General features: G+C 63.4%; 20 protein-coding genes and 1 tRNA gene. 10 read left to right on the plus strand and 11 right to left on the minus strand.

The window, feature by feature from the left end; all coding sequences use genetic code 11:
* Nucleotides 1–10 precede the first annotated feature (10 nt).
* From glmM to phoR, 8 genes are all read left to right on the plus strand, one after another.
* Complete coding sequence (gene glmM, locus F757_RS0107875; protein ID WP_027210936.1) at nucleotides 11–1,369, plus strand: phosphoglucosamine mutase; 1,359 nt, start codon at nucleotides 11–13, stop codon at nucleotides 1,367–1,369.
* Nucleotides 1,370–1,709: 340 nt separating this feature from the next.
* Nucleotides 1,710–2,741 carry a phosphate ABC transporter substrate-binding protein PstS gene (gene pstS, locus F757_RS0107880; protein ID WP_027210937.1) on the plus strand — a complete coding sequence of 344 codons (1,032 nt, stop codon included), beginning with the start codon at nucleotides 1,710–1,712 and terminating at the stop codon, nucleotides 2,739–2,741.
* Nucleotides 2,742–2,947: 206 nt separating this feature from the next.
* Entirely contained in the window at nucleotides 2,948–3,949 is a 1,002-nt protein-coding gene (gene pstC, locus F757_RS0107885) for a phosphate ABC transporter permease PstC (RefSeq protein ID WP_027210938.1), read from the plus strand.
* Entirely contained in the window at nucleotides 3,946–4,842 is an 897-nt protein-coding gene (gene pstA / locus F757_RS0107890) for a phosphate ABC transporter permease PstA (protein ID WP_027210939.1), read from the plus strand. The genes pstC and pstA overlap by 4 nt, the downstream gene beginning before the upstream one ends.
* A 17-nt stretch (nucleotides 4,843–4,859) precedes the next feature.
* Nucleotides 4,860–5,708, plus strand: coding sequence for a phosphate ABC transporter ATP-binding protein PstB (gene pstB, locus F757_RS0107895; protein ID WP_027210940.1), 849 nt, complete (start codon nucleotides 4,860–4,862; stop codon nucleotides 5,706–5,708).
* A gap of 27 nt (nucleotides 5,709–5,735) precedes the next feature.
* Nucleotides 5,736–6,440 carry a phosphate signaling complex protein PhoU gene (phoU, locus tag F757_RS0107900; protein ID WP_013589111.1) on the plus strand — a complete coding sequence of 235 codons (705 nt, stop codon included), beginning with the start codon at nucleotides 5,736–5,738 and terminating at the stop codon, nucleotides 6,438–6,440.
* Nucleotides 6,441–6,466: 26 nt separating this feature from the next.
* Complete coding sequence (phoB, locus tag F757_RS0107905) at nucleotides 6,467–7,168, plus strand: phosphate regulon transcriptional regulator PhoB (RefSeq protein WP_006051991.1); 702 nt, start codon at nucleotides 6,467–6,469, stop codon at nucleotides 7,166–7,168.
* A 45-nt stretch (nucleotides 7,169–7,213) separates the two neighbouring features.
* Nucleotides 7,214–8,527 carry a phosphate regulon sensor histidine kinase PhoR gene (gene phoR / locus F757_RS0107910; protein WP_027210941.1) on the plus strand — a complete coding sequence of 438 codons (1,314 nt, stop codon included), beginning with the start codon at nucleotides 7,214–7,216 and terminating at the stop codon, nucleotides 8,525–8,527.
* Nucleotides 8,528–8,673: 146 nt separating this feature from the next.
* On the opposite strand, the gene ppk1 is transcribed toward phoR, so the two are convergent.
* Nucleotides 8,674–10,737, minus strand: coding sequence for a polyphosphate kinase 1 (ppk1, locus tag F757_RS0107915; protein ID WP_027210942.1), 2,064 nt, complete (start codon nucleotides 10,735–10,737; stop codon nucleotides 8,674–8,676).
* A 202-nt stretch (nucleotides 10,738–10,939) separates the two neighbouring features.
* On the opposite strand from ppk1, the gene ppx reads away from it, so the two are divergent.
* A complete protein-coding gene (gene ppx / locus F757_RS0107920; RefSeq protein ID WP_035466504.1) occupies nucleotides 10,940–12,565 on the plus strand; it encodes an exopolyphosphatase in 1,626 nt (541 codons plus the stop codon).
* Nucleotides 12,566–12,675: 110 nt separating this feature from the next.
* Here the strand turns inward: ppx and F757_RS0107925 are convergent, their stop codons facing one another.
* From F757_RS0107925 to F757_RS36105, 5 genes are all read right to left on the minus strand, one after another.
* Nucleotides 12,676–13,488, minus strand: a complete 813-nt coding sequence (locus F757_RS0107925) for a GNAT family N-acetyltransferase (RefSeq protein ID WP_013340003.1) — start codon at nucleotides 13,486–13,488, stop codon at nucleotides 12,676–12,678.
* Between the two features lie 272 nt (nucleotides 13,489–13,760).
* Nucleotides 13,761–14,219, minus strand: coding sequence for a phosphohistidine phosphatase SixA (sixA, locus tag F757_RS0107930; protein ID WP_027210944.1), 459 nt, complete (start codon nucleotides 14,217–14,219; stop codon nucleotides 13,761–13,763).
* A gap of 387 nt (nucleotides 14,220–14,606) precedes the next feature.
* Nucleotides 14,607–14,683 (minus strand) — tRNA-Pro (locus F757_RS0107935).
* Between the two features lie 73 nt (nucleotides 14,684–14,756).
* On the minus strand, nucleotides 14,757–14,915 hold the full coding sequence (locus F757_RS34955) for a DUF3309 family protein (RefSeq protein WP_035466507.1): 159 nt from the start codon (nucleotides 14,913–14,915) through the stop codon (nucleotides 14,757–14,759).
* A 227-nt stretch (nucleotides 14,916–15,142) separates the two neighbouring features.
* Complete coding sequence (locus F757_RS36105; RefSeq protein ID WP_198021365.1) at nucleotides 15,143–15,319, minus strand: hypothetical protein; 177 nt, start codon at nucleotides 15,317–15,319, stop codon at nucleotides 15,143–15,145.
* 154 nt (nucleotides 15,320–15,473) lie between these two features.
* Here F757_RS36105 and F757_RS0107950 point away from each other — a divergent pair, with 154 nt between their 5' ends.
* Entirely contained in the window at nucleotides 15,474–15,653 is a 180-nt protein-coding gene (locus tag F757_RS0107950; RefSeq protein WP_027210945.1) for a hypothetical protein, read from the plus strand.
* A gap of 91 nt (nucleotides 15,654–15,744) precedes the next feature.
* Here the strand turns inward: F757_RS0107950 and F757_RS0107955 are convergent, their stop codons facing one another.
* From F757_RS0107955 to F757_RS0107975, 5 genes are all read right to left on the minus strand, one after another.
* A complete protein-coding gene (locus F757_RS0107955; RefSeq protein WP_027210946.1) occupies nucleotides 15,745–17,103 on the minus strand; it encodes an MATE family efflux transporter in 1,359 nt (452 codons plus the stop codon).
* A complete protein-coding gene (locus tag F757_RS0107960; RefSeq protein ID WP_027210947.1) occupies nucleotides 17,100–17,408 on the minus strand; it encodes a DUF2288 domain-containing protein in 309 nt (102 codons plus the stop codon). Before F757_RS0107960 ends, F757_RS0107955 begins: the two co-directional genes overlap by 4 nt.
* 985 nt (nucleotides 17,409–18,393) lie before the next feature.
* Complete coding sequence (locus tag F757_RS0107965) at nucleotides 18,394–18,720, minus strand: hypothetical protein (RefSeq protein ID WP_027210948.1); 327 nt, start codon at nucleotides 18,718–18,720, stop codon at nucleotides 18,394–18,396.
* Between the two features lie 291 nt (nucleotides 18,721–19,011).
* Nucleotides 19,012–19,713, minus strand: a complete 702-nt coding sequence (locus tag F757_RS0107970; RefSeq protein WP_027210949.1) for a peptidoglycan DD-metalloendopeptidase family protein — start codon at nucleotides 19,711–19,713, stop codon at nucleotides 19,012–19,014.
* 125 nt (nucleotides 19,714–19,838) lie between these two features.
* Nucleotides 19,839–20,747: an aldose epimerase family protein gene (locus tag F757_RS0107975; RefSeq protein WP_027210950.1), complete on the minus strand. Its 909-nt coding sequence runs from the start codon at nucleotides 20,745–20,747 to the stop codon at nucleotides 19,839–19,841.
* Nucleotides 20,748–20,760: the final 13 nt, after the last annotated feature.

Below are 20,760 nucleotides of genomic sequence, written 5' to 3' on the forward strand. Positions count from 1 at the left end.
AACACATAAGATGGCACGTCGTTATTTCGGCACGGACGGAATTCGGGGCAAGGTCGGTGAAGGGCCTATTACACCGGAATTTGTATTGCGGCTCGGCTATGCGGCCGGCAAGGTGCTGGTCGGTGCGGACCGCTGGGCGCGCACGGGCACGCGGCCCACGGTGCTGATCGGCAAGGACACGCGCGTGTCGGGCTATATGCTCGAAGCGGCGCTCGAGGCGGGTTTTTCGGCTGCCGGGGTCGACGTGATGCTGGCCGGTCCAATGCCCACGCCGGGCATCGCGTATCTGACTCGTGCGCTGCGGCTCGCGGCGGGCGTGGTGATTAGCGCGTCGCACAATCCGTATTACGACAACGGGATCAAGTTCTTCTCCGCGGACGGCAACAAGCTGCCGGACGACGTCGAATCGCAGATCGAAGAGCAGCTCGAACTGCCGCTCGCCTGCGCGGCGTCGGAGCAGCTCGGCAAGGCGCGGCGTCTCGATGACGCCGCCGGTCGCTACATCGAATTCTGCAAGAGCACGTTTCCGGCGACGTTCGATCTGCGCGGGCTGAAGCTGGTGGTGGATTGCGCGCACGGCGCCGCGTACGACGTCGCGCCGCACGTGTTCCACGAGCTGGGCGCGGAGGTCATTCCAATCGGCGTTGCGCCGAACGGCTTCAATATCAACGACGGCGTCGGCGCAACCGCGCCCGACGCGCTGGTGCGTGCAGTGCGAGCCAATCACGCGGATCTGGGCATTGCGCTGGACGGGGACGCCGACCGTCTACAGGTCGTCGACGCCGCCGGGCGCCTCTATAACGGCGACGAGCTGCTGTACGTACTGGTGAAGGACCGTATCGCGACCGACGGTAAAGTCGAAGGCGCGGTCGGCACGCTCATGACCAATATGGCTGTCGAGGTCGCGCTGCAGGCGGCGGGCGTGAAGTTCGTGCGCGCGGCCGTGGGCGACCGCTATGTGCTCGAGCAGTTGCGCGAGCACGGCTGGCAGCTCGGCGCGGAGGGCTCCGGCCACATCCTGTCGCTCGATCGTCATTCGACGGGCGACGGCATCGTCTCGGCGCTGCTCGTCCTCGCGGCCATGAAGCGCAGCGACAAAACGCTCGCCGAACTGCTGGACGGCGTGACGCTGTTCCCGCAGAAGCTGATCAACGTGCGCATGAAGCCGGACGCTGACTGGAAGGGCAGCGACGCGATCCGGCGCGCTATTGCCAGCGCGGAAGACGCACTCAATGGGCGCGGACGCGTGCTGATCCGCGCGTCGGGCACCGAGCCCGTGCTGCGCGTGATGGTCGAGGCTGAGCATGTGGACGACGCAGTCCGCCATGCCGAGTCGATCGCGGCGGCCGTAACGCAGGCAACGGCTTAAGCCTCCCTGTGCCTTCGGGCGCTTTGGCGGGGCGGACCCTCGGTCTCTCCGCCGAAGTTGGCCAGGTCAGCACGGCCGGCCGCGCCGCCTTCTCAGACACCCCCCGCACGACTTTCCACCGGCGCCGCGTACCCGCAAACGTTCGCGCCCCATCTTTTTCGCCTAATCTGAACAGGAATCGGCGAAAACGCATCAAATCGCCGGTTCCCGCGCCGGAATTCCTTTCGCGTTAGTAAACTCACTGTCACACGCGTTTCACGGTTAGTCACGGTACTGTCACAAAGAGGCCCTAAGCTTCGCGGTGTTCACGTTACACACCGCTCACACCTTGGAGGTTTCGATGAAATTGATGCAAACCGTGTTCGCTGGCGTCGCTGGCGCGGTCTTCGCGATGGCAGCCCAGGCAGCAGACATCACCGGCGCGGGCAGCACCTTCGCAGCACCGATCTACACGAAATGGGCCGACGCCTACCAGAAATCCGGCGGCGGCAAGGTTAACTATCAGGGCATCGGTTCGTCGGGCGGTGTCAAGCAGATCGTCGCCAAGACCGTGGATTTCGCCGGCTCGGACGCTCCGCTGAAGGACGACGAACTCGCGAAGGACGGTTTGTTCCAGTTCCCGACGGTGGTCGGCGGCGTGGTGCCGGTTGTCAATGTGCCGGGCGTGAAGCCGGCTGAACTGGTGCTGTCGGGCGAAGTGCTCGGCGACATCTACCTGGGCAAGATCAAGAAGTGGAACGATCCGGCGATCGTCGCGCTGAACCCGAAGGCAAAGCTGCCGGACACGGACATCGCCGTGGTTCGCCGCGCCGACGGTTCGGGCACCAGCTTCATCTGGACGAACTACCTGTCCAAGGTCAACAACGAATGGAAGTCGAAGGTTGGTGAAGGCTCGACGGTGAACTGGCCGACCGGTACGGGCGGCAAGGGCAACGACGGCGTCGCCGCGTTCGTGCAACGTCTGCCGGGCGCAATCGGCTATGTCGAATGGGCGTACGCGAAGCAGAACCACATGACCTACGTCGCGCTGAAGAACTCGACGGGCACGGTCGTCGAGCCGAAGACGGAAACCTTCAAGGCAGCAGCAGCGGGCGCGGACTGGTCCAAGTCGTTCTACCAGATCCTGACGAACGAGCCGGGCAAGAACGCGTGGCCGATCGTCGGCGCAACGTTCGTGCTGCTGCATACGGCGCAAGAAAAGCCGGCGCAAGGCGCGGAAACGCTGAAGTTCTTCGACTGGGCATTCAAGAACGGCACGCAAGCCGCGAACGATCTGGACTACATCTCGCTGCCGGAGTCCGTCGTCTCGGAGATCAGGACGCAGTGGAAGTCGAAGGTAAAGGACGCTTCCGGCAAGCCGCTCGCCGAGTAAGCGTTGGCAGGGCGGTCACACGCAACGCCTTCAAGTAACACATTGGCCGTCCTCGACCGGGGACGGCCAATGGCATTGACCGGCACTGTTTTTTGTCGGCTGAAACCGGCCTTCACCAGCCGGCGACACTAACACTAGTGCGCAGATGCATGACCCGCCGCGCGACATAAGTCGCACGGCAACTGGAAAAGGTCCATCAGGCTCTCATGTCCGATATCCAATTAGCGTCTGGCGCGCCGCGGGCCACCCCGCCTGGCAGCGCGTCGCAGCAAAGAGCGCCCAGCCGCGCCGGCGACGTGATCTTCGGCGGCCTCGCGCGCCTCGCCGCCATCGTCACGCTGTTGCTGCTAGGCGGCATCATCGTTTCGCTGGTCTTCGCTTCCATGCCGTCCATCAAGCAGTTCGGTCTCGGCTTCCTGTGGAGCGCGGAGTGGGACCCGCCCAGCAAGCAGTTCGGCGCACTCGTGCCGATCTACGGCACGATCGCCACCTCGATCATTGCGCTCATCATCGCGGTGCCCGTCAGCTTTGGCATCGCGCTCTTTTTGACCGAACTTTCGCCCGCATGGCTGCGCCGGCCGCTCGGCATCGCGATCGAACTGCTGGCCGCCATTCCGTCGATTGTCTACGGCATGTGGGGCCTGCTCGTGTTCGCGCCGATCTTCGCGACGTGGTTCGAAAAGCCGCTCGGCGCCGTGCTCGGCGGCATTCCGGTTGTTGGCGCGCTGTTCCAGGGCGCGCCCATCGGCATCGGCATTCTGTGCGCCGGCGTGATTCTCGCGATCATGATCATTCCGTACATCGCCTCGGTAATGCGCGACGTGTTCGAAGTCACGCCGGTGTTGCTGAAGGAATCGGCGTACGGCATCGGCTGCACGACGTGGGAAGTCATGTGGAAGATCGTGCTGCCCTTCACCAAGAGTGGCGTGATCGGCGGCGTGATGCTCGGCCTTGGCCGCGCGCTCGGCGAGACGATGGCCGTCACGTTCGTGATTGGCAATACGAACCTGCTTGATAACGTGTCGCTCTTTTCGCCGGGCAACAGCATCACGTCGGCGCTCGCGAATGAATTCGCCGAAGCCGATCCGGGCCTGCACACCTCGGCGCTGATGGAACTCGGCCTGATTCTCTTTGTGATCACCTTCATTGTGCTGGCCATTTCGAAAGTCATGCTGCTTCGTCTGGAGAAAGGGGAGGGCGCGAAATGAACCAGTCCACCTTGAACATGCCGGGTTCGAACGACGCCGCCGCGCTCGAAAAAATGCGCGTGCGTCTGCAAGGGCGCCGCCGCACCAAGAACGCCATCGCGCTGACGCTGTCGCTCGCGGCAATGGCTTTCGGCCTTCTGTGGCTGGTCTGGATTCTGTACACGACGCTGCGCCTTGGCATCGGCGGCCTGTCGGTCGAACTCTTCACGCAGTCCACGCCGCCGCCCAACACCGATGGCGGTGGTCTCGCCAACGCCATTGTCGGCAGCCTGCTGCTGGTTGTGCTCGCAACTTTCGTCGGCACGCCTATCGGCATACTGGCCGGTGTCTATCTTGCCGAATACGGGCAGAAGCGCTGGCTCGCGAGCCTCACGCGCTTCATCAACGACATTCTGTTGTCGGCGCCGTCCATCGTCGTCGGTCTTTTTGTCTACGCGCTCGTCGTCGCGAAGATGGGCCACTTCAGCGGTTGGGCCGGCGTGTTCGCGCTCGCGCTGCTGCAGATTCCGATCGTGATCCGCACCACGGAGAACATGCTGAAGCTGGTGCCGAACGCATTGCGTGAGGCCGCCTTCGCACTCGGCACGCCTAAGTGGAAGATGGTGTTGTCGATTACGCTGAAGGCGTCCATTGCAGGCATCGTCACCGGCGTGCTGCTCGCCGTCGCGCGTATTGCCGGCGAAACGGCGCCGCTGCTTTTCACCGCGTTGTCGAACCAGTTCTTCTCGGCGGATATGAGCCAGCCGGTCGCGAATCTGCCGGTGACGATCTACAAGTTTGCGATGAGTCCGTTCGCGCAGTGGCAATCGCTCGCGTGGGCCGGCGTTTTCCTGATCACGCTCGCGGTGCTGGGACTGAACATCCTCGCGCGCACGATCTTTTCGAAAAAGTAAGGGCGGAGTGTAATCCGATGAACATGGCAGAAACTCAACTCAATCCGGTCTCGCGTCCTACTGCGCCCGCTGGTTTCGATCCCGCGCAAAGCGGCCAGGAGCCCTCGCCGTCGCGTCCGAAGATCGAGGTCAACGACCTGAACTTCTTCTACGGCAAGTATCACGCGCTGAAGAACATCAACCTGCAGATTCCCGAAGGCAAGGTGACCGCGTTCATCGGCCCGTCCGGCTGTGGCAAGTCGACGCTGCTGCGTACCTTCAACAAGATGTACGCGCTCTATCCGGAGCAACGCGCCGAAGGCGAGATCCTGATGGACGGCGAAAACCTGCTGACCTCGAAGCGCGACATTTCGCTGTTGCGCGCGCGCATCGGCATGGTGTTCCAGAAGCCGACCCCGTTCCCCATGTCGATCTACGACAACATCGCGTTCGGCGTGAAGATGTTCGAGTCGCTGCCGCGCTCGGAAATGGACGACCGCGTGGAATGGGCGCTCACCAAGGCGGCGCTATGGAACGAAGTGAAGGACAAGCTCGGCCAGAGCGGCTACGGTCTGTCGGGCGGCCAGCAGCAGCGTTTGTGCATTGCGCGCGGCATCGCGATCCGTCCGGAAGTGCTGTTGCTCGACGAACCGTGCTCGGCGCTCGACCCGATTTCGACGGGCCGCATCGAAGAACTGATCGCGGAATTGAAGAGCGACTACACGGTGGTGATCGTCACGCACAACATGCAGCAGGCGGCCCGCTGTTCGGACTACACTGCGTATATGTACCTTGGCGAACTGATCGAATTCGGCGACACCGAAAAGATCTTCATCAAGCCGGTCCGTAAGGAAACCGAAGATTACATTACTGGCCGCTTCGGCTGATGCGCCGGGCAAACAACGGAGTACGACATGTCCGATAAACACCTCTCCAGCCAGTTCGACGCCGACCTGAATCTGGTTTCCTCGAAGGTGCTCGAAATGGGCGGCCTCGTCGAATCGCAGATCGTCAAGGCGATGCAGGCGCTCAACGAATTCGATCTGGAGATCGCCGAGCAGGTGATCGCCGCCGAAGACCGCCTGAACACAATGGAAGTCGAGATCGACGAGGAGTGCAGCAACATCATCGCGCGCCGTCAGCCGGCCGCGCGCGACCTGCGCCTGCTGATCGCGATTTCGAAGACCATCACCAATCTCGAGCGCGCCGGCGACGAAGCCGAGAAGATCGCCAAGCGCACGAAGCGTCTGATGGAAGATGGCGCGTCGCGCACCATCAACATTGCCGAGATCAAATTGTCGGGCGAAATGGCGGTGTCTATTCTGCGTCGCGCGCTCGATGCGTTCGCGCGTCTGGACACGGTCGCCGCCGCGCAAATCGTGCGCGACGACAAGGCAATCGACGAAGAATTCCGCGCGTTCGTGCGCAAGCTCATTTCGTACATGACGGAAGACCCGCGCTCCATTTCGGTGGGCCTCGACTTTCTGTTCATCGCGAAGGCCATCGAGCGTATCGGCGACCACGCGAAGAACATCGCCGAATTCATCATTTACATCGTGAAGGGTACGGACGTGCGGCACAAGTCGCGCGACGCGCTCGAGCGCGAAGCGCTCAGTTAATCCAGAGATAAGGACCAGAGGTGCCGATGCCCAGCAGCATTCTCGTCATTGAAGATGAGCCCGCCATTTCCGAATTGATTTCGGTCAATCTTCAACACGCCGGACACTGCCCGATTCGCGCGTACAACGCGGAGCAGGCGCAAAACCTGATCAGCGACGTATTGCCCGACCTCGTCCTGCTCGACTGGATGTTGCCGGGCAAGTCGGGCATCGCGTTCGCGCGCGACCTGCGCAACAACGAGCGCACGAAGCACATTCCGATCATCATGCTGACCGCTCGCGGCGACGAGCAGGACAAGGTGCTCGGCCTCGAGATCGGCGCTGACGACTACGTGACCAAGCCGTTTTCGCCGAAAGAACTGATGGCGCGCATCAAGGCGGTGCTGCGCCGCCGTGCACCGCAGCTCACCGAGGACGTGGTCGCGATTAACGGGCTGAAGCTCGATCCGGCAACGCATCGCGTGGCGGCGCACGCGGAAGGCAGCGAGATCAAACTCGATCTCGGTCCGACCGAATTCCGTCTATTGCACTTTTTCATGACGCACCCGGAGCGCGTGCACAGCCGCACGCAACTGCTCGATCAGGTGTGGGGCGACCACGTGTTCGTCGAAGAGCGCACGGTGGACGTGCATATCAAGCGTCTGCGCGCGGCCCTCAAGCCGGCGGGTTGCGATGCTATGATCGAGACGGTCCGCGGCAGCGGCTACCGTCTGGCCAAGAGCGCCTGATCTCTTGCGGCGGCGCGCACGCCGTTCTCTTCGATTGTCTAGACCATGAACATCATCTGGGCGCGCTCCATCGTTTCGATCGTGCTGCTCGCCATACTGTGCGTGGTGGTCGGCGCATTAGCGAATGTGAAGGCAGCATTGATCCTTGCGGTCGTCATGCTGCTTTTGCAAAGCCTCTCGGGCACGTTTCATAAAGAGCGGTTGTGGCGTCTGCTCGACGCGCCCGTGTACGGCGAGGTGCCGAGTGCGCCGGGCATCTGGGGCGAAATCTACTACCGTCTGCACAAGCTCGCGAAGCGCTGGCACGCCCAGGTGCGTCAGGTCGAACAGCAGCACTCGCGCTTCATTCAGGCGATTCAGGCATCGCCGAACGGCGTGGCCATGCTCGACGACCACGATCAGATCGAATGGTGCAATGCCATCTCCGAAGTGCATTTCGGGCTCGACGCCAGGCGCGATCTGCGTCAGCACATCACGCATCTGGTGCGTCAGCCGGAATTCGTGCGTTACCTGAATTCGCACGAGTACGAAGAAATGCTGATCATGCGCGGCATGGGCGAGAAACGGCAGAACGTGCTGTCCGTGCAGGTGTTTCCTTATGGCGAGAACCGCAAGCTCGTGTTGTCGCAGGACATTACCGAACTCGAGCGCACGGACGCCATGCGGCGCGATTTCGTCGCCAACGTTTCGCATGAGCTGAAGACACCGCTTACCGTGCTCTCCGGTTTTCTCGAGACGATGCGCGAGTTGCCGCTGGCGGAAGCGGAGCGCGCGCGCTACCTGGAGCTCATGGAGCAGCAGGCGTCGCGCATGCGGCACATCGTGAACGATCTGCTCGTGCTCGCCAAACTCGAGGGCGACAACAAGCCGCCGAGCGATCAGATGATCGACATGCGCGCGGTCTTGCGGCATCTGCGTGACGACGCGGAAAGCCTGTCGAGCGACCACCACGAAATCGTCTTCGAAGCCGACGAAGGGCTGACGGTGACGGGCGTCGAAACCGAGATTCTGAGCGCATTCGGCAACCTCGTGACCAACGCGATCCGCTATACGCCTGACGGCGGCGCGATCAAGGTGAGCTGGCAGGCGCAGGGCGGCGCGGCGGTGTTCTCGGTGACCGACAGCGGCCTGGGCATTCCGGCGGCCGACATTCCGCGCCTCACCGAGCGTTTCTATCGCGTGGATCGCAGCCGTTCGCGCGACACCGGAGGCACCGGTCTCGGACTCGCAATCGTCAAGCACGTGCTGCAACGGCACGATGCGCAACTCGACGTGAAGAGCGAAGAAGGGCGCGGCAGTACGTTCAGCGTGAAGTTTCCGTTGTATCGCACGACGCGGCGGCAGCCGGCGCACGCATAACGCCGCACGATTCATGAAAAAGCCCGCCTGAGCTTGTGCTTCAGGCGGGCTTTTTTCGTTGACATCCGACGCTGCGTTCGACGCTCACCGACGCTCGCCAACCCTGGCCGACACTCAAGCCCACGCCGCAGCGGGGGGGCGGCGCTTTACGAGCAGAACTTCGCCAGTAGGCTCATCTGCGCATTGCGCGACGACTTGCCGGGCCGCCGCCGACGATAATGCCCGTCGCTTTGCATGAGCCACGCAGACTGATTGTCGCCGAGAAACGCCGACAGACCCTCCGCGATCACGCGGCGCTTGAGCCGCCGGTTGTTGACCGGGAACGCTACTTCGACGCGGCGAAAAAAGTTGCGATCCATCCAGTCCGCGCTGGATAGATACACCTGTTCGCGGCCGTCGTCGTAGAAGTAATAGATGCGATGGTGCTCGAGAAAGCGCCCGACAATCGAGCGCACCGTGATGTTCTCGGAGAGGCCCGGCACGCCCGGCTGCAACGAACAGACGCCGCGCACGATTAGATCAATCTTCACGCCCGCCTGCGACGCTTCGTACAACTCCGCAATCACCGTAGGTTCGAGCAATGCGTTCATCTTCGCGACGATGCGCGCCTTTTTGCCCGCACGTGCATGCTCTGCTTCCGCGCGGATTGCGTCGACGAGTTTTGGATGCAGCGTGAACGGTGACTGCCACAGCTCGTGCAGTTTCAGTTCGCCGCCAATGCCGGTGAGTTGCTGGAATACATGATGCACGTCTTCACAGATTTGCGGGTCGGCGCTCATCAGGCCGAAGTCCGTATAAAGACGCGCCGTGCGCGGATGATAATTGCCGGTGCCAAGGTGCACATAACGCTTGAGCGTCATCTTGCCACCCACTGTTGCACGCCGCACGATCAGCATCATCTTTGCGTGGCACTTGTGGCCGACCACGCCGTACACGACATGCGCGCCGACTGCTTCGAGCTGCGCGGCCCAGTTGATGTTGGTTTCCTCATCGAAGCGTGCGAGCAGTTCGACCACCACGGTAACTTCCTTGCCGTTGCGCGCGGCCTGCATCAGAGCGTCCATCAGCGGCGAGTCGGTGCCGGTGCGGTAGATGGTCTGCTTGATGGCGACCACGCTCGGATCTTTGGCCGCTTGCAGCAGCAGTTCGAGCACCGGCTGAAAACTCTCGTACGGATGATGCAGCAGCACGTCGCCCTGATCGATCACGTCGAACATGCTCGCGGCGTTCGCGATAGACGCGGGAATGGCGGGAATATGCGGCACGAACTTCAGATCGGGCCGGTCCACCATCTCCGGCAACTGCATGAGACGCACGAGGTTGACCGGACCATTCGCGTAATAGCAGTCCTTGTCGCTGAGTCCGCTTTCGTTGAGCAGCCGCCGCACCACATGCGCGGGCGTCTCGGCGGACACTTCGAGCCGCACCGCGTTGCCCAGATGCCGCGCCGGCAGTTCGCCCTGGAGCGCGACGCGCAGATTGGTGATTTCGTCTTCGTCGACGAAGAGTTCGCTATTGCGCGTAATGCGGAACTGATTGCAACTGCGCACCACGAGGTTCGGAAACAGCTCGCCGACAAAGCGCTGCAACAGCGAGCTGAGCAGCACGAAGCCGTGCGGATAACCCGAGAGCTCCTGCGGCATGCGCACGAGCCGCGGCAGCGCGCGCGGCGCCTGCACGATGCCCATCATCGCCTGACGGCCGAAGGCGTCTTTGCCCTCCAGTTCGACGACGAAGTTCAGGCTCTTGTTGAGCACGCGCGGAAACGGATGCGCGGGGTCGAGGCCGATTGGCGTGAGCACCGGCAGCAGTTCGTTGAAGAAATAATCGCGCGCCCATTCGGTCTGCGCCTCGTTCCATGCCTCGGTGCCGTGGAAATGGATGCCTTCCTCTTCAAGCGCGGTAAGCACCGTGTCGTGCAGCATGGTGTATTGCCGATGCACGAGCTTCTGCGCACGCTCGACCACGAGGTCATAAACATGCTGCAGCGACATGCCGTCGGGCGAAAGCGCGCCCGGGTTGTCGCGCATCTGCTCCTGCAGTCCGGCCATGCGGACTTCGAAGAATTCGTCGAGGTTGCTACTGGTGATGCAGATGAAACGCAGGCGTTCGAGCAAAGGGACGGCGGGGTCGGCGGCTTGCGCCAACACGCGCTCGTTGAAACCCAGAATGCCCAGCTCGCGATTCAATAAGGGGTAGCGGATGGACATCGGCAGCGAGAATGGAATTTCGGATAGGGACGCGGAAAGACGCTCGGAAATTCTCACAGTATGATGACATTGTTATGACATTCTCAATGTTATAAATTCTACGCTGTATTGCTCGCCTGTCGTCAATATGACGCAGTCTGTATGGGACCATGGGGCAACCCCATCTGCGCGAGGTGACATCGTGAGCTCCGGTACGCTTAGAATGGCGTTTTTGAACAGCGCGGCCGGTCGCAGGGCGGCGACAGCTCCGGGCGCCAGTCACACCTTGCTCGCATCCACCACCGCCGCGCTCGCGCGCATGGAGTCCGCATACCCGATGGTCAATACCCCACAATTGCTTGCTGCCGTCGACCTCGGTTCGAACAGCTTCCGGCTGATTGTCGGCCGCGTCGAGGAAACCGACGCCGGCAGCCAGATCTACCAGGTCGATGCGTTGCGTGAGCCGGTGCGGCTCGCCGCCGGTCTGTCGCGCGACAAGATGCTCGACCGGGCGTCGCAGGTGCGCGGCTGGGACGCGCTCAAGCGCTTCGGTGAACGGCTGCGCGACTTTCATCCCGACCACGTGCGCGCAGTTGCGACCAACACCCTGCGCATCGCGAAGAATGCCGGCGAATTTCTCGGCGAAGCGCAAGCCGCGCTCGGCTTTCCGATCGAGGTGATCGCCGGGCGCGAGGAAGCACGCCTCATCTACGCCGGCGCCGCGCATTCCGTGCCGGCGAGTCCCGGCAAGCGGCTCGTGGTGGACATAGGCGGCGGCTCGACAGAGTTCATCATCGGTTCGCATTACACGCCGATCAAGATGGAGAGTCTCTATATCGGCTGCGTAAGCCATAGCCGTGCATTTTTCCCCGCGGGCAACGTCGACGAATACACGATGCGTCAGGCCGAACTCGCCGCCGGCCGCGAGATCCAGATCATTTCGTCGGAATACAAGAAGACGGGTTGGGAGCAGGCCATCGGTTCGTCGGGCACTGCGCGCGCGCTGGCGGAACTGGTCGAGGCAAACGGCTTCAATGACGCGGGCGTCACGCACGGCATTTCGCGCGGCGGACTGGAGCGGCTCAAGCGCGCGTTGATCAAGGCGGAGAACGTCAACCGGCTGAAGCTCGTCGCGCTGAAGGCGGACCGCATTCCCGTGCTGGCCGGTGGCCTGTCGATCATGATCGCGGTGTTCGACGAGCTGGGCGTCGACTATGTCGACACGACAGACGGCGCATTGCGCCTCGGCGTACTTTACGATCTGCTGGGCCGCTCGCAGCACGAAGACATGCGCACGGTTACAGTGGAAGGCTTCATGCGCCGCTATGGCGTGGACCGCGCGCAGGCGGCTCGCATCGGCGAGCTGGCCGTGCGCTTTTACGATCAGTTCGCAGAGCCCGACGAAGAACGCCGGGTAGAGAATCGAATGTTTCTCGGCTGGGCGGCGGCTCTGCATGAGATCGGCCTGTCCATTTCGCACAGCGCGTATCACAAGCACTCGGCGTATATCGCGAGCAACGCGGACATGCCGGGCTTTTCGCGCACCGACCAGGCGCGGCTTGCGGCGCTCGTGCTCGGTCATGCGGGCAAGCTCGGCAAGCTGTCGCAAACGCGCGAGGTGGAGTGGCCGTTGCTGTTCTGTCTGCGGCTTGCGGCGTTGTTGTGCCGCCGTCGTGCGGATGTCGGCCTGCCGGGCATTACGGTCGCCCAGGCGAACGGCGGTTACGAAGTGCGTTTGCCCAATGAATGGGTCGCCAATAATCCGCTCACCGACTACAGCCTGATTCAGGAAGCCGCGGAGTGGGAAAAAGTTGGCATTCCGTATCGAGTGGTCTATACGGACGATTGATGCATGCGTGTTGCGCTCGTCCGGTTGTCCGGCGAGCCAGCTTGCGGATGAAGAAAAGCCCGGTTTTCCGGGCTTTTTTGTTCCTACGCCTGGTTCGCGCGTCGCGCTGTCTAGCGCGGCAACGCCTCGCCGAGGAAGTGGCGGGCGTAGCGCGCGTTGATGTCCGACAGGCGGAACAGCGTCAGGAAATCGGCCGTATTGAAGTCAGGGTCCCATGCCGGTGCGCCGCAAATCTTCGCACCAAGACGCAAATAGCCTTTGACGAGCGGCGGAGGCGCGACCTCCACGCCGGTTTGCAACTCGTCGACGGGCAGCGGCGTATGTGCAAATGCGCGATATTCCGGCGCCGTCAGCGCGCTGTCGCGCAACGAGCAATACAGGTTCGCCGCATAGTGGCCGCCGTCGACCATCGCGACGCTCGCGCAGCCGAGCATCGTCTCGTAGCCGTTGTGCTTCATGTACGCGGCGAGCCCGGCCCACAGCGACATGATGACCGAGCCGCTGCGATAGTCCGGGTGCACGCATGAGCGGCCCACTTCGACCATCTTCGCGCGCAGGTGCGTGAGGCGCGAAACGTCGAACTCGCTCTCAGCGTAGAGGCGTCCGATGCGCGCGGCCTGATGCGGCGGCAACGCGCGATAGGTGCCGACCACCTTCAGCGTGTCGAGATCGCGCACCAGCAGGTGATCGCAATACGGGTCGAACGAATCGACGTCGAGACCTGCGGGACCTGCCAGGCGTGCGCCCATTTCGTCGGCGAACACGCGGTAACGCAGACGCTGCGCCTCGCGGAGCTCCTCGTCGGTGCGAGCCCACGTGACTCGCAGGCGATGTTGCGCGGTGACCGTCTCTTCGGCGCGCGGCAGGCGACGGGACTCGAAGATGGAAGCGAGGGGCAGGGTAGGCGTCGGCAGTTCTCGCATTGGGGCGTCCTGGTCGAAAAAAGGGTGAGTCTTTTTTCGCCAATGTAGTAACGCCCAGTGACGCTCGCATGGCAATGCCGTGACGATTGGATGACTGCATGTAAGCCGCGTAGTAAGCCGCGCAGTAAGTCGCGTCGTAGGCCATGTGCCTGGCTGTCGGGCTACGCCGCTTCGATGCGCGGCCTACACGCGGCGCGTCATGTCTTGCCTGCTCGCCGTGGTTTGCCGGCGCTTTTGCGTGCCGAGTCTGCCTGCCGAACGTGCGGGGCGGATCAGACCAGCTCGGGTGTCATTGCCGCCAGCAGCACCGCCTGATCGTCGCCGTGACGCTCGCGGCTTTCGATCCACCACAGGCCGGCTTTCTTGACCGGCCAGCTTGCGTCGCTGCCTGCGAGCAATCTGGCTGCGACATGGCCGAGCGTCGGCTGATGACCGACTATTACCACCGTGGCGGCAATGCCTTTGGGCCATCCTGCCGCATTGAGTACGTCGGCCGCGCTTGCGTTCGGCGCCAGTTCGCGCACGACGCGATACTGGTCGCTCAGCGTCTCCGCTGTCTGAATGGTGCGCACAGCCGGACTCGCGAGGACCACGGCGTCATCGGGCAGCCGCGTGCGCAACCATTTGGCGACGTTCTGCGCCTGCTTGCGCCCGCGCGTGGTGAGCGCGCGGGCGAGGTCCGTGGCGGCATAGTCTTCGGCTTCGGCGTGACGCCAGAGAATCAGATTCATGCGGGCTCCTAGAGTCTGAGTGCGACGATTGGGGCCTTCGGTGTCATGTCGGCCGTTGCCTTGTCCACTGTCGCATGCGCGTGCCGTGGGCTGCAAGGTGGGCGAGGGGGCGGGCGCTCGCGGCGCCCTTGGATGGCTCGTGCATGCGTTGCCGGTGCGTTGTTGCTTCGCTGCTGTGGCGCTGCCGCTTTGCTCCGCCTCGTTGCTGCGCCTTTTGCTCTACCCTTGGCTTTGCCTTGCGCCGCATGTGGTCGTGCGGTGTCGCGCGGTTTCCATATCAGTCTGCTGTAGCAGACTGCGATCCTGCATCCGCCGGCACCCGGAAAAACAAAAAAACCCGCGAAGCCGAAGGCTACGCGGGTTCCGTCATACATGCTGCTTGTTTCGTGGTCGGAGCGAAAGGATTCGAACCTTCGACCCTCTGATCCCAAATCAGATGCGCTACCAGGCTGCGCTACGCTCCGACGAATCCGAGATTCTACGTGGCTTCTGGTGCCAGAGTCAATCGCGAATTGCGTCGGAGCGAAAAATGCTGCGTCATATGCGTCCCATGACCAGCAGCACGATGACGATGATCAGCACGACGCCGAGCACGCCGGTAGGGCGGTAGCCCCAGCCGCTACTGTACGGCCACGTCGGCAGCGCGCCGATCAGCAGCAGGATAAGCACGATGAGCAGGATGGTTCCGATCGTCATTTGAGTTCTCCCTGTCCGGCCGCAGAGCATACTGGGCCGCATGGTTGATCCGGCGCACATTGCTTGCCGCGGCAAGCGACGCACAACGCACGCGCTCCTTGCAGCCACCGAGTCAGCAACGCGCATGCCTGGCGATCCGCGCCGGCCCTCTTCAGACGAAACGCGGGCAAAGCGCCACCCGCCCGCGAGTGCGGGACCAACCGCTGACGAATCAGGCCACCGCGGTATCAATGCCGCCGACGCATCCAGTGCGGCATATGCACATGCTGGTGGGTCATCCAGTGATGCAGCATGCCTTCGCCGTGTTCGCGCCGATAAGTTCTGGTTTCGAAGATGGACAGCGCAAGCAGCACCGCGAGACCTACTCCGAGTCCGACCAGACCCGCGATCGATTCAGCGTCCATGGCAGTCTCCTATGACGTCCGGCTGTGACTTCATAGTAGGTCACGCATTGTGAAATGGCAGAGCGGTCTGTGCGCGCGGCGTCATGGAACGTGCGTTGCGGGTAGACTTCCGCGCTCGCGTCGTCCGTTCCCTTTCCTTAAGAGATCAGCCTCCATGTTCCGCGTTTCGATAATTGCATTGCTGCTAGCCGCCGCTGCCGGCACTGGCATGACCGGCTGCGCGAACGGGCCGTCCGGGCACCGTGCCGGCCCGCCGCAAGATCCCGCCGATTATCACGGCGTGCCCACCGACACTCACCCGCCCGCGATGGTGCCCGCGCCGGTCGCACGTTGAGTACGGGCGCAGAATGTAGCGCGGAGCGGGGCAGGGCGGGCCTGCCGGGCTGATGATGCACATCAGCCTGCCCGCGCTAACGCAGCCTCTGTCAGGCGCCGGCGCTGCCCACGCCACGAACCAGCTTGGGCAGATGGCGCGCGAGCGTCGCCCCGCGCGCGGCCATGAAGATGAGCAGCGCGGCCCACAGTCCATGATTGCCGTACGCGCCGGGCAGCACCCACGACGCGCCGACGAAGACCGCGAACGAGACGACCATCGAGGTCATCAACTCGCGTGTGCGCGTTGCGCCGATGAATACGCCGTCCAGTACGTAGCCCGCCACGGATACCACCGGCGAAAGCGCCGCCCACGGCAGATACAGGTACGCCGTGTTGCGCACGGCGGCCTGATCGGTGAGACGCTCGACGATCCACGCACCGGCGCCCGCATACGCGAGCGCAAAGCCAAGCGCGCCGAGCACGGACCAGAAGGCCGTCACCTTGACCGCCTCGACGAACGCGCGCCGGTCGCGCGCGCCAATTGCCGCGCCGACCAGCGCCTCGGCGGCATGCGCGAAGCCGTCGAGTCCATAAGCCATGAAGGTCTGGAAGTTGAGCAGCAGCGCGTTGGCGGCGAGCGTCGCGTCGCCCTGACGCGCGCCCAGGTGCGCAAACCAGCCGAACGACAGCAGCAGACACAGCGTGCGCACGAAGATGTCGCGATTGAGCGTGACAAGCCGCCTGAGCGCCGCCGCATCGAAAAGCGCGCGGCGGCTCGGCGCAGGCAGGCCTCGCGGACTGCCGCGCCACAAGAGCGCTGCGCCGAGCACGAAGCCGAGCGCGTCCGCGGTGGCGGTGGCCGCACCGATTCCGGCGACGCCCCAATCGAAGGCGGACACATAAAGCAGCACGGCGGCAATGTTCACGCCGTTGATGAACACTTGTGAGAGCAGCGCAAGCCGCACGCGCTGTGTGCCGAGCAGCCACCCGAGCACGACGTAGTTGCCCAGCGCGAAGGGCGCGGCCCAGATGCGCGCGTGGCAGTAGAGACGGGCGCTGTGCTGCACCGCCTCGCTGCCGCCGAGCGCGCGCAAAGCGTAGTCAATCAGCGGCGCTTGCAGCGCGAGCACCGCGGCGCCGATCACGGCTGCGAGCAACAGCGCGCGCATCACGTCATCGCGTAATCGGGCATGCTCGCCGGCCCCATGCGACTGCGCGACGAGGCCCGTCGTGCCCATGCGCAGAAAGCCGAAACCCCAGAACACGAAGTTGAAGAAAAGGCCGCCGAGCGCCACGCCGCCGAGATACGACGCATTGCTCAGATGTCCGGCGACGGCCGTATCGACAGCGCCGAGAATCGGCTGCGTGAGATTTGCGAGGACGATCGGAAACGCCAGTGCAAGCACGCGGCGGTGCCAGCGCACCGGCAGCGCGCGCCTCGCGTGCGCGGCAGGGGCCGCTTCGCTCAATGGCGTTCCTGCACGCACACCCACGGCGAGACGACCACCGCCCACAGGTCCGGATCGCGCGCGGCGAAGTCGGCGGCGGTGTCGGCCTGAACGCGCTCGACCAGCCCCGCTGACAGCCACTGGGTGACTTGCGTGGTGTCGTCGTTGGCGATCGCTTCGGCGACGCTCACCAGATCGAGGTCGCTCGCGACGCGCAGCAGCATGCCGCGCGCAAAGAAGCGTTCCAGTTCCGGCCAGCCGATTTTTGCGGTTTCGGCAAGGAGCTTGGCGTAGAGGGGGCTATGGGTGGCGTCGTTGGAAGTCATCGTCAGCGGGTTCCGGCGGGGTCGATACTATAAACCATCGGCGCGGGCAACCTGCGCGGTGCGCGTTCAGCATGGCTCGCCTGCGGCAATGCAGCCGATTCTGAACCTGGATGCCGCCTGATTCAATGTCATGCATTTGCGCAAGGTTGCCACGGGTGACAGCAGATCCAATACCCGGGGAGAACGGCCGGATTATGACTTTCGGCTGACTTGCACGACGCAGCCCCGATGAATAACATCTGATTATTGATTAATGAACAGACGATTTTAGAGGTGCGATAATTCGTCGGTCGATTCGAGGCTGCGCAGTTTCGCAATTGGAGAATCCGGCGCTCAATGGCTATCGCGTGAGTTACGAAAGCGGCGATTTAATCGAAAGAGTGCGGTGGCACACCAAGCGTGTCCGGAGCGATCAACGGTCTAAAATCGCTGCCCTCGCGTGCGCGTCGGACTCCTGCCGGTTTCGTCAGCCCAATGGTCGGGCAGTGGCATCAGCCTTGCTACATGCGGGTTTCCAGCGAGTTAATCACGGCTTTCATTGCCGGATAATCGGCCAATCAGCGCCGGCAGGCGATGTTTTATTCCGCGTTTTGCAATTCACATAACGCGTAATCCGTGCGTCGCGTCACATTGTCCGGGAAATTAATATATTGCGCTTGTAAAACCGCGTTGATAAATTCGGTTCTGGCGCATGGTGAACCGGTCCTTTGCCGATATGCGCCGAACCCCCGTTAGCCCGGCCTCGCGCCGGGCTTTTTTTCACCTGATTTTTCACGTACGGTCATTGCGCGTACACACGCTGCGCCGATCATAAAGCTTACTTTTTCTTTCGCCGACTTATGCGCCTGGTCATCATTTTCGTCGCCGTGTGGCCTGTCGGTTTGGCGGCGCTGCTGGCCTTCGCCGCGCGCATCGAGCCACGCTCGGGACGCTGGCGGCGTGGCCCGTCGGACGCACCGCAATCTTGCGGCGCGGCGCGCGCGTGTTATTGCTTGCAGCGAACGACCATCGAACGGTTTTTCACATTCGCGCCGAAAATGCCGCCGACGGTGCCGCCAGAGGTGGCGCCGTTATCCACATCCTTCGATACGACGTCGTAGCCGTAATTGCCGCACACTTCGCCCGCGCGTTTGTAGCATTCGGCCCAACTGGTGCTCGCATCACTGCCGCTGCAGTTGATCGCGAAGCCGGTGTCCCCGCTCGGCAAGTAGGTCATGGTGGTGGTCGTGGAGCAACCCGAGAGGCTCGCCAGTGTCAGCAGGCCGACACCCATCGCCGCGGCCGACGCCATGTAAGCCAATGCGCTCTTCATTCAAGATTCCTTTGCAGATGTGAAAGACGTGGCGCGAGCCACGTGTGCGGGATTGAGCGTTTATAGCACGCGAGGTTCCCCGCGCCCGCCGATGGTCCGCTACGGCGCCGGGTGAATCGAGTCGGGGCAAGGGCGGCGTGACGCAGCGCTGGGCGCCTGACATACCGCTCGCCGGGGCGAGTCGACGCGAGCCCCTTGCCTGCCCTACGCGCACACGCCACGCCCGACGGGCGGCGGCGAAGGGCGTAGGACAACGAGGCGCCCCGCGCGCCAGCGCCCGGCACAACCGGCTTAACGCGGCGGCAGCGCGCGCGAAGGATCAATCGAGCGCCCCTGATAGCGCAGCTCGAAATGCAGCATGACGCGGTTGGTGTCGGTGTCGCCGACTTCGGCGATCTTTTGTCCTTGCGCGACAGTGTCGCCTTCCTTCACGAGCAGCACGCGATTGTGCGCATACGCGGTCAGATACTCGGTATTGTGTTTCAGAATCAGCAGATTGCCGTAACCGCGCAGCCCGTTGCCTGCATAGACGACGGTGCCGGCCGCCGCCGCGACCACGGGTGTGCCGGCCGGGGCTGAAATGTCGATGCCCTTCGAGTTTCCGCCGTCGAAGCCGCGAATGACGTTGCCGCTGGTCGGCCACACGAGCGAAATAGACGAGGCCGGCGCGGCCGAAGCCGCATTGTCAGCCGGCGCGGGACGCGGCGCGGCCGCAGCGCTGCCGTTGCTGCGCACAGCGCCGCTCGTCGCGGGCGCGCCGCTGGGGGGCTCGACCCGCAGTACCTGTCCGACTTCGATGCTGTCCGGATTCGTCAGGTTGTTCCAGCGTGCGATGCTTTGCACCGACTGGCGGTGACTTCGCGCGATCTTCGACAGCGTGTCGCCCCGTTCGACGCGATAAAAACCCGGACCCACGGGCGCCGAGCCGCAGGCGGCTAGCAGCGCAATCAGCGAGACGCAGGCGAGTCTTTTGATCATTCTTGTTTCTGGCATTGGACCTCGCAAAGCGCTGCCGCGCGCCGATCCCGATCACGCGGCAGGTAGATACAAAGCGTCCGATTCTAACGGTTTTGCGCCGCAGCATCGGGAAAACCAGCATTGCCTGCCGTCTGCGCCGCTCAGCGCAGCTTCGCGACCTGGATTCGCAACGCGGCCACTTCCGTCTTGCCCGGCTCGAGCCAGCGCAGTCCCATGCCGTTGTGGATCGCATCGGGCAGACCGAGCCACGGCTCCACGCAGTAGAAGTCCGACTCCGCCGCTTCGGTCCACGTCGTCACCGCGTACCAGGGCACCGAGTCCGGGCGGTTCAGGTCGATCGTAATTACGCGGTCGAGTCCCGGCGCGGTCAGCTTGACCGGCTGCGACGGCACGCCGGTCAGACAGTGGAAGCGGTCGTGAATGCGCGCTTCGTCGAGCGTGTAGCGCGCTTCGCCGGGCTCCGCTGCACTGATCGAGCCGTCCGCCTGTTGAAAGCGCCGCGCGGTAGGCGGCAGTTCGAGCGATGTCTCGCTGCGCTGCGTGTGCGGCAGCGTGAAGTAGAAATGATGGCCGGCGTAATAGGGCAGCGCCGCGTCGCCGGTATTGGTAGTGGTAAGCGTGACCTCGAGCGTCCGGGCGTCGATCAGCGTATAGGCGGCTTCAAAGCGAAAGCCGAACGGATAGCCGCCGCGCGTCGCCCCGGTATCGGTCAGCACGAGGCGCAGGCCGGCGCCATGCACGTCCGCGTGCGCGTCGAAGGGCAGGTCGCGCGCGAAGCCGTGCATGGGCAGCTCGCGCACCGTGCCTTGCGCGTCGCGCCAGTAACCGATCTTGCCGTCCACGCGATGGCGGCCGAGAAACGGAAAGAGCAGCGGATTGCCGCCGCGAATGCGCGCAGGCTGGCTCCAGTCGGCGTGTTCGGGCCAGTGGATCACCTCTTCGCCGTCGATGATCCACGAAAGCAGACGGCCGCCGGCTTGCGGCGCGAAGCGGAGCACGGAGGCGTCCTGGGCGATTTCGAGAATGTCCTGCTGCGGTGAAAGAGGCATGGTCGATGGCGTG

Source organism: Burkholderia sp. WSM2232, assembly GCF_000472545.1.
GTDB lineage: Bacteria > Pseudomonadota > Gammaproteobacteria > Burkholderiales > Burkholderiaceae > Paraburkholderia.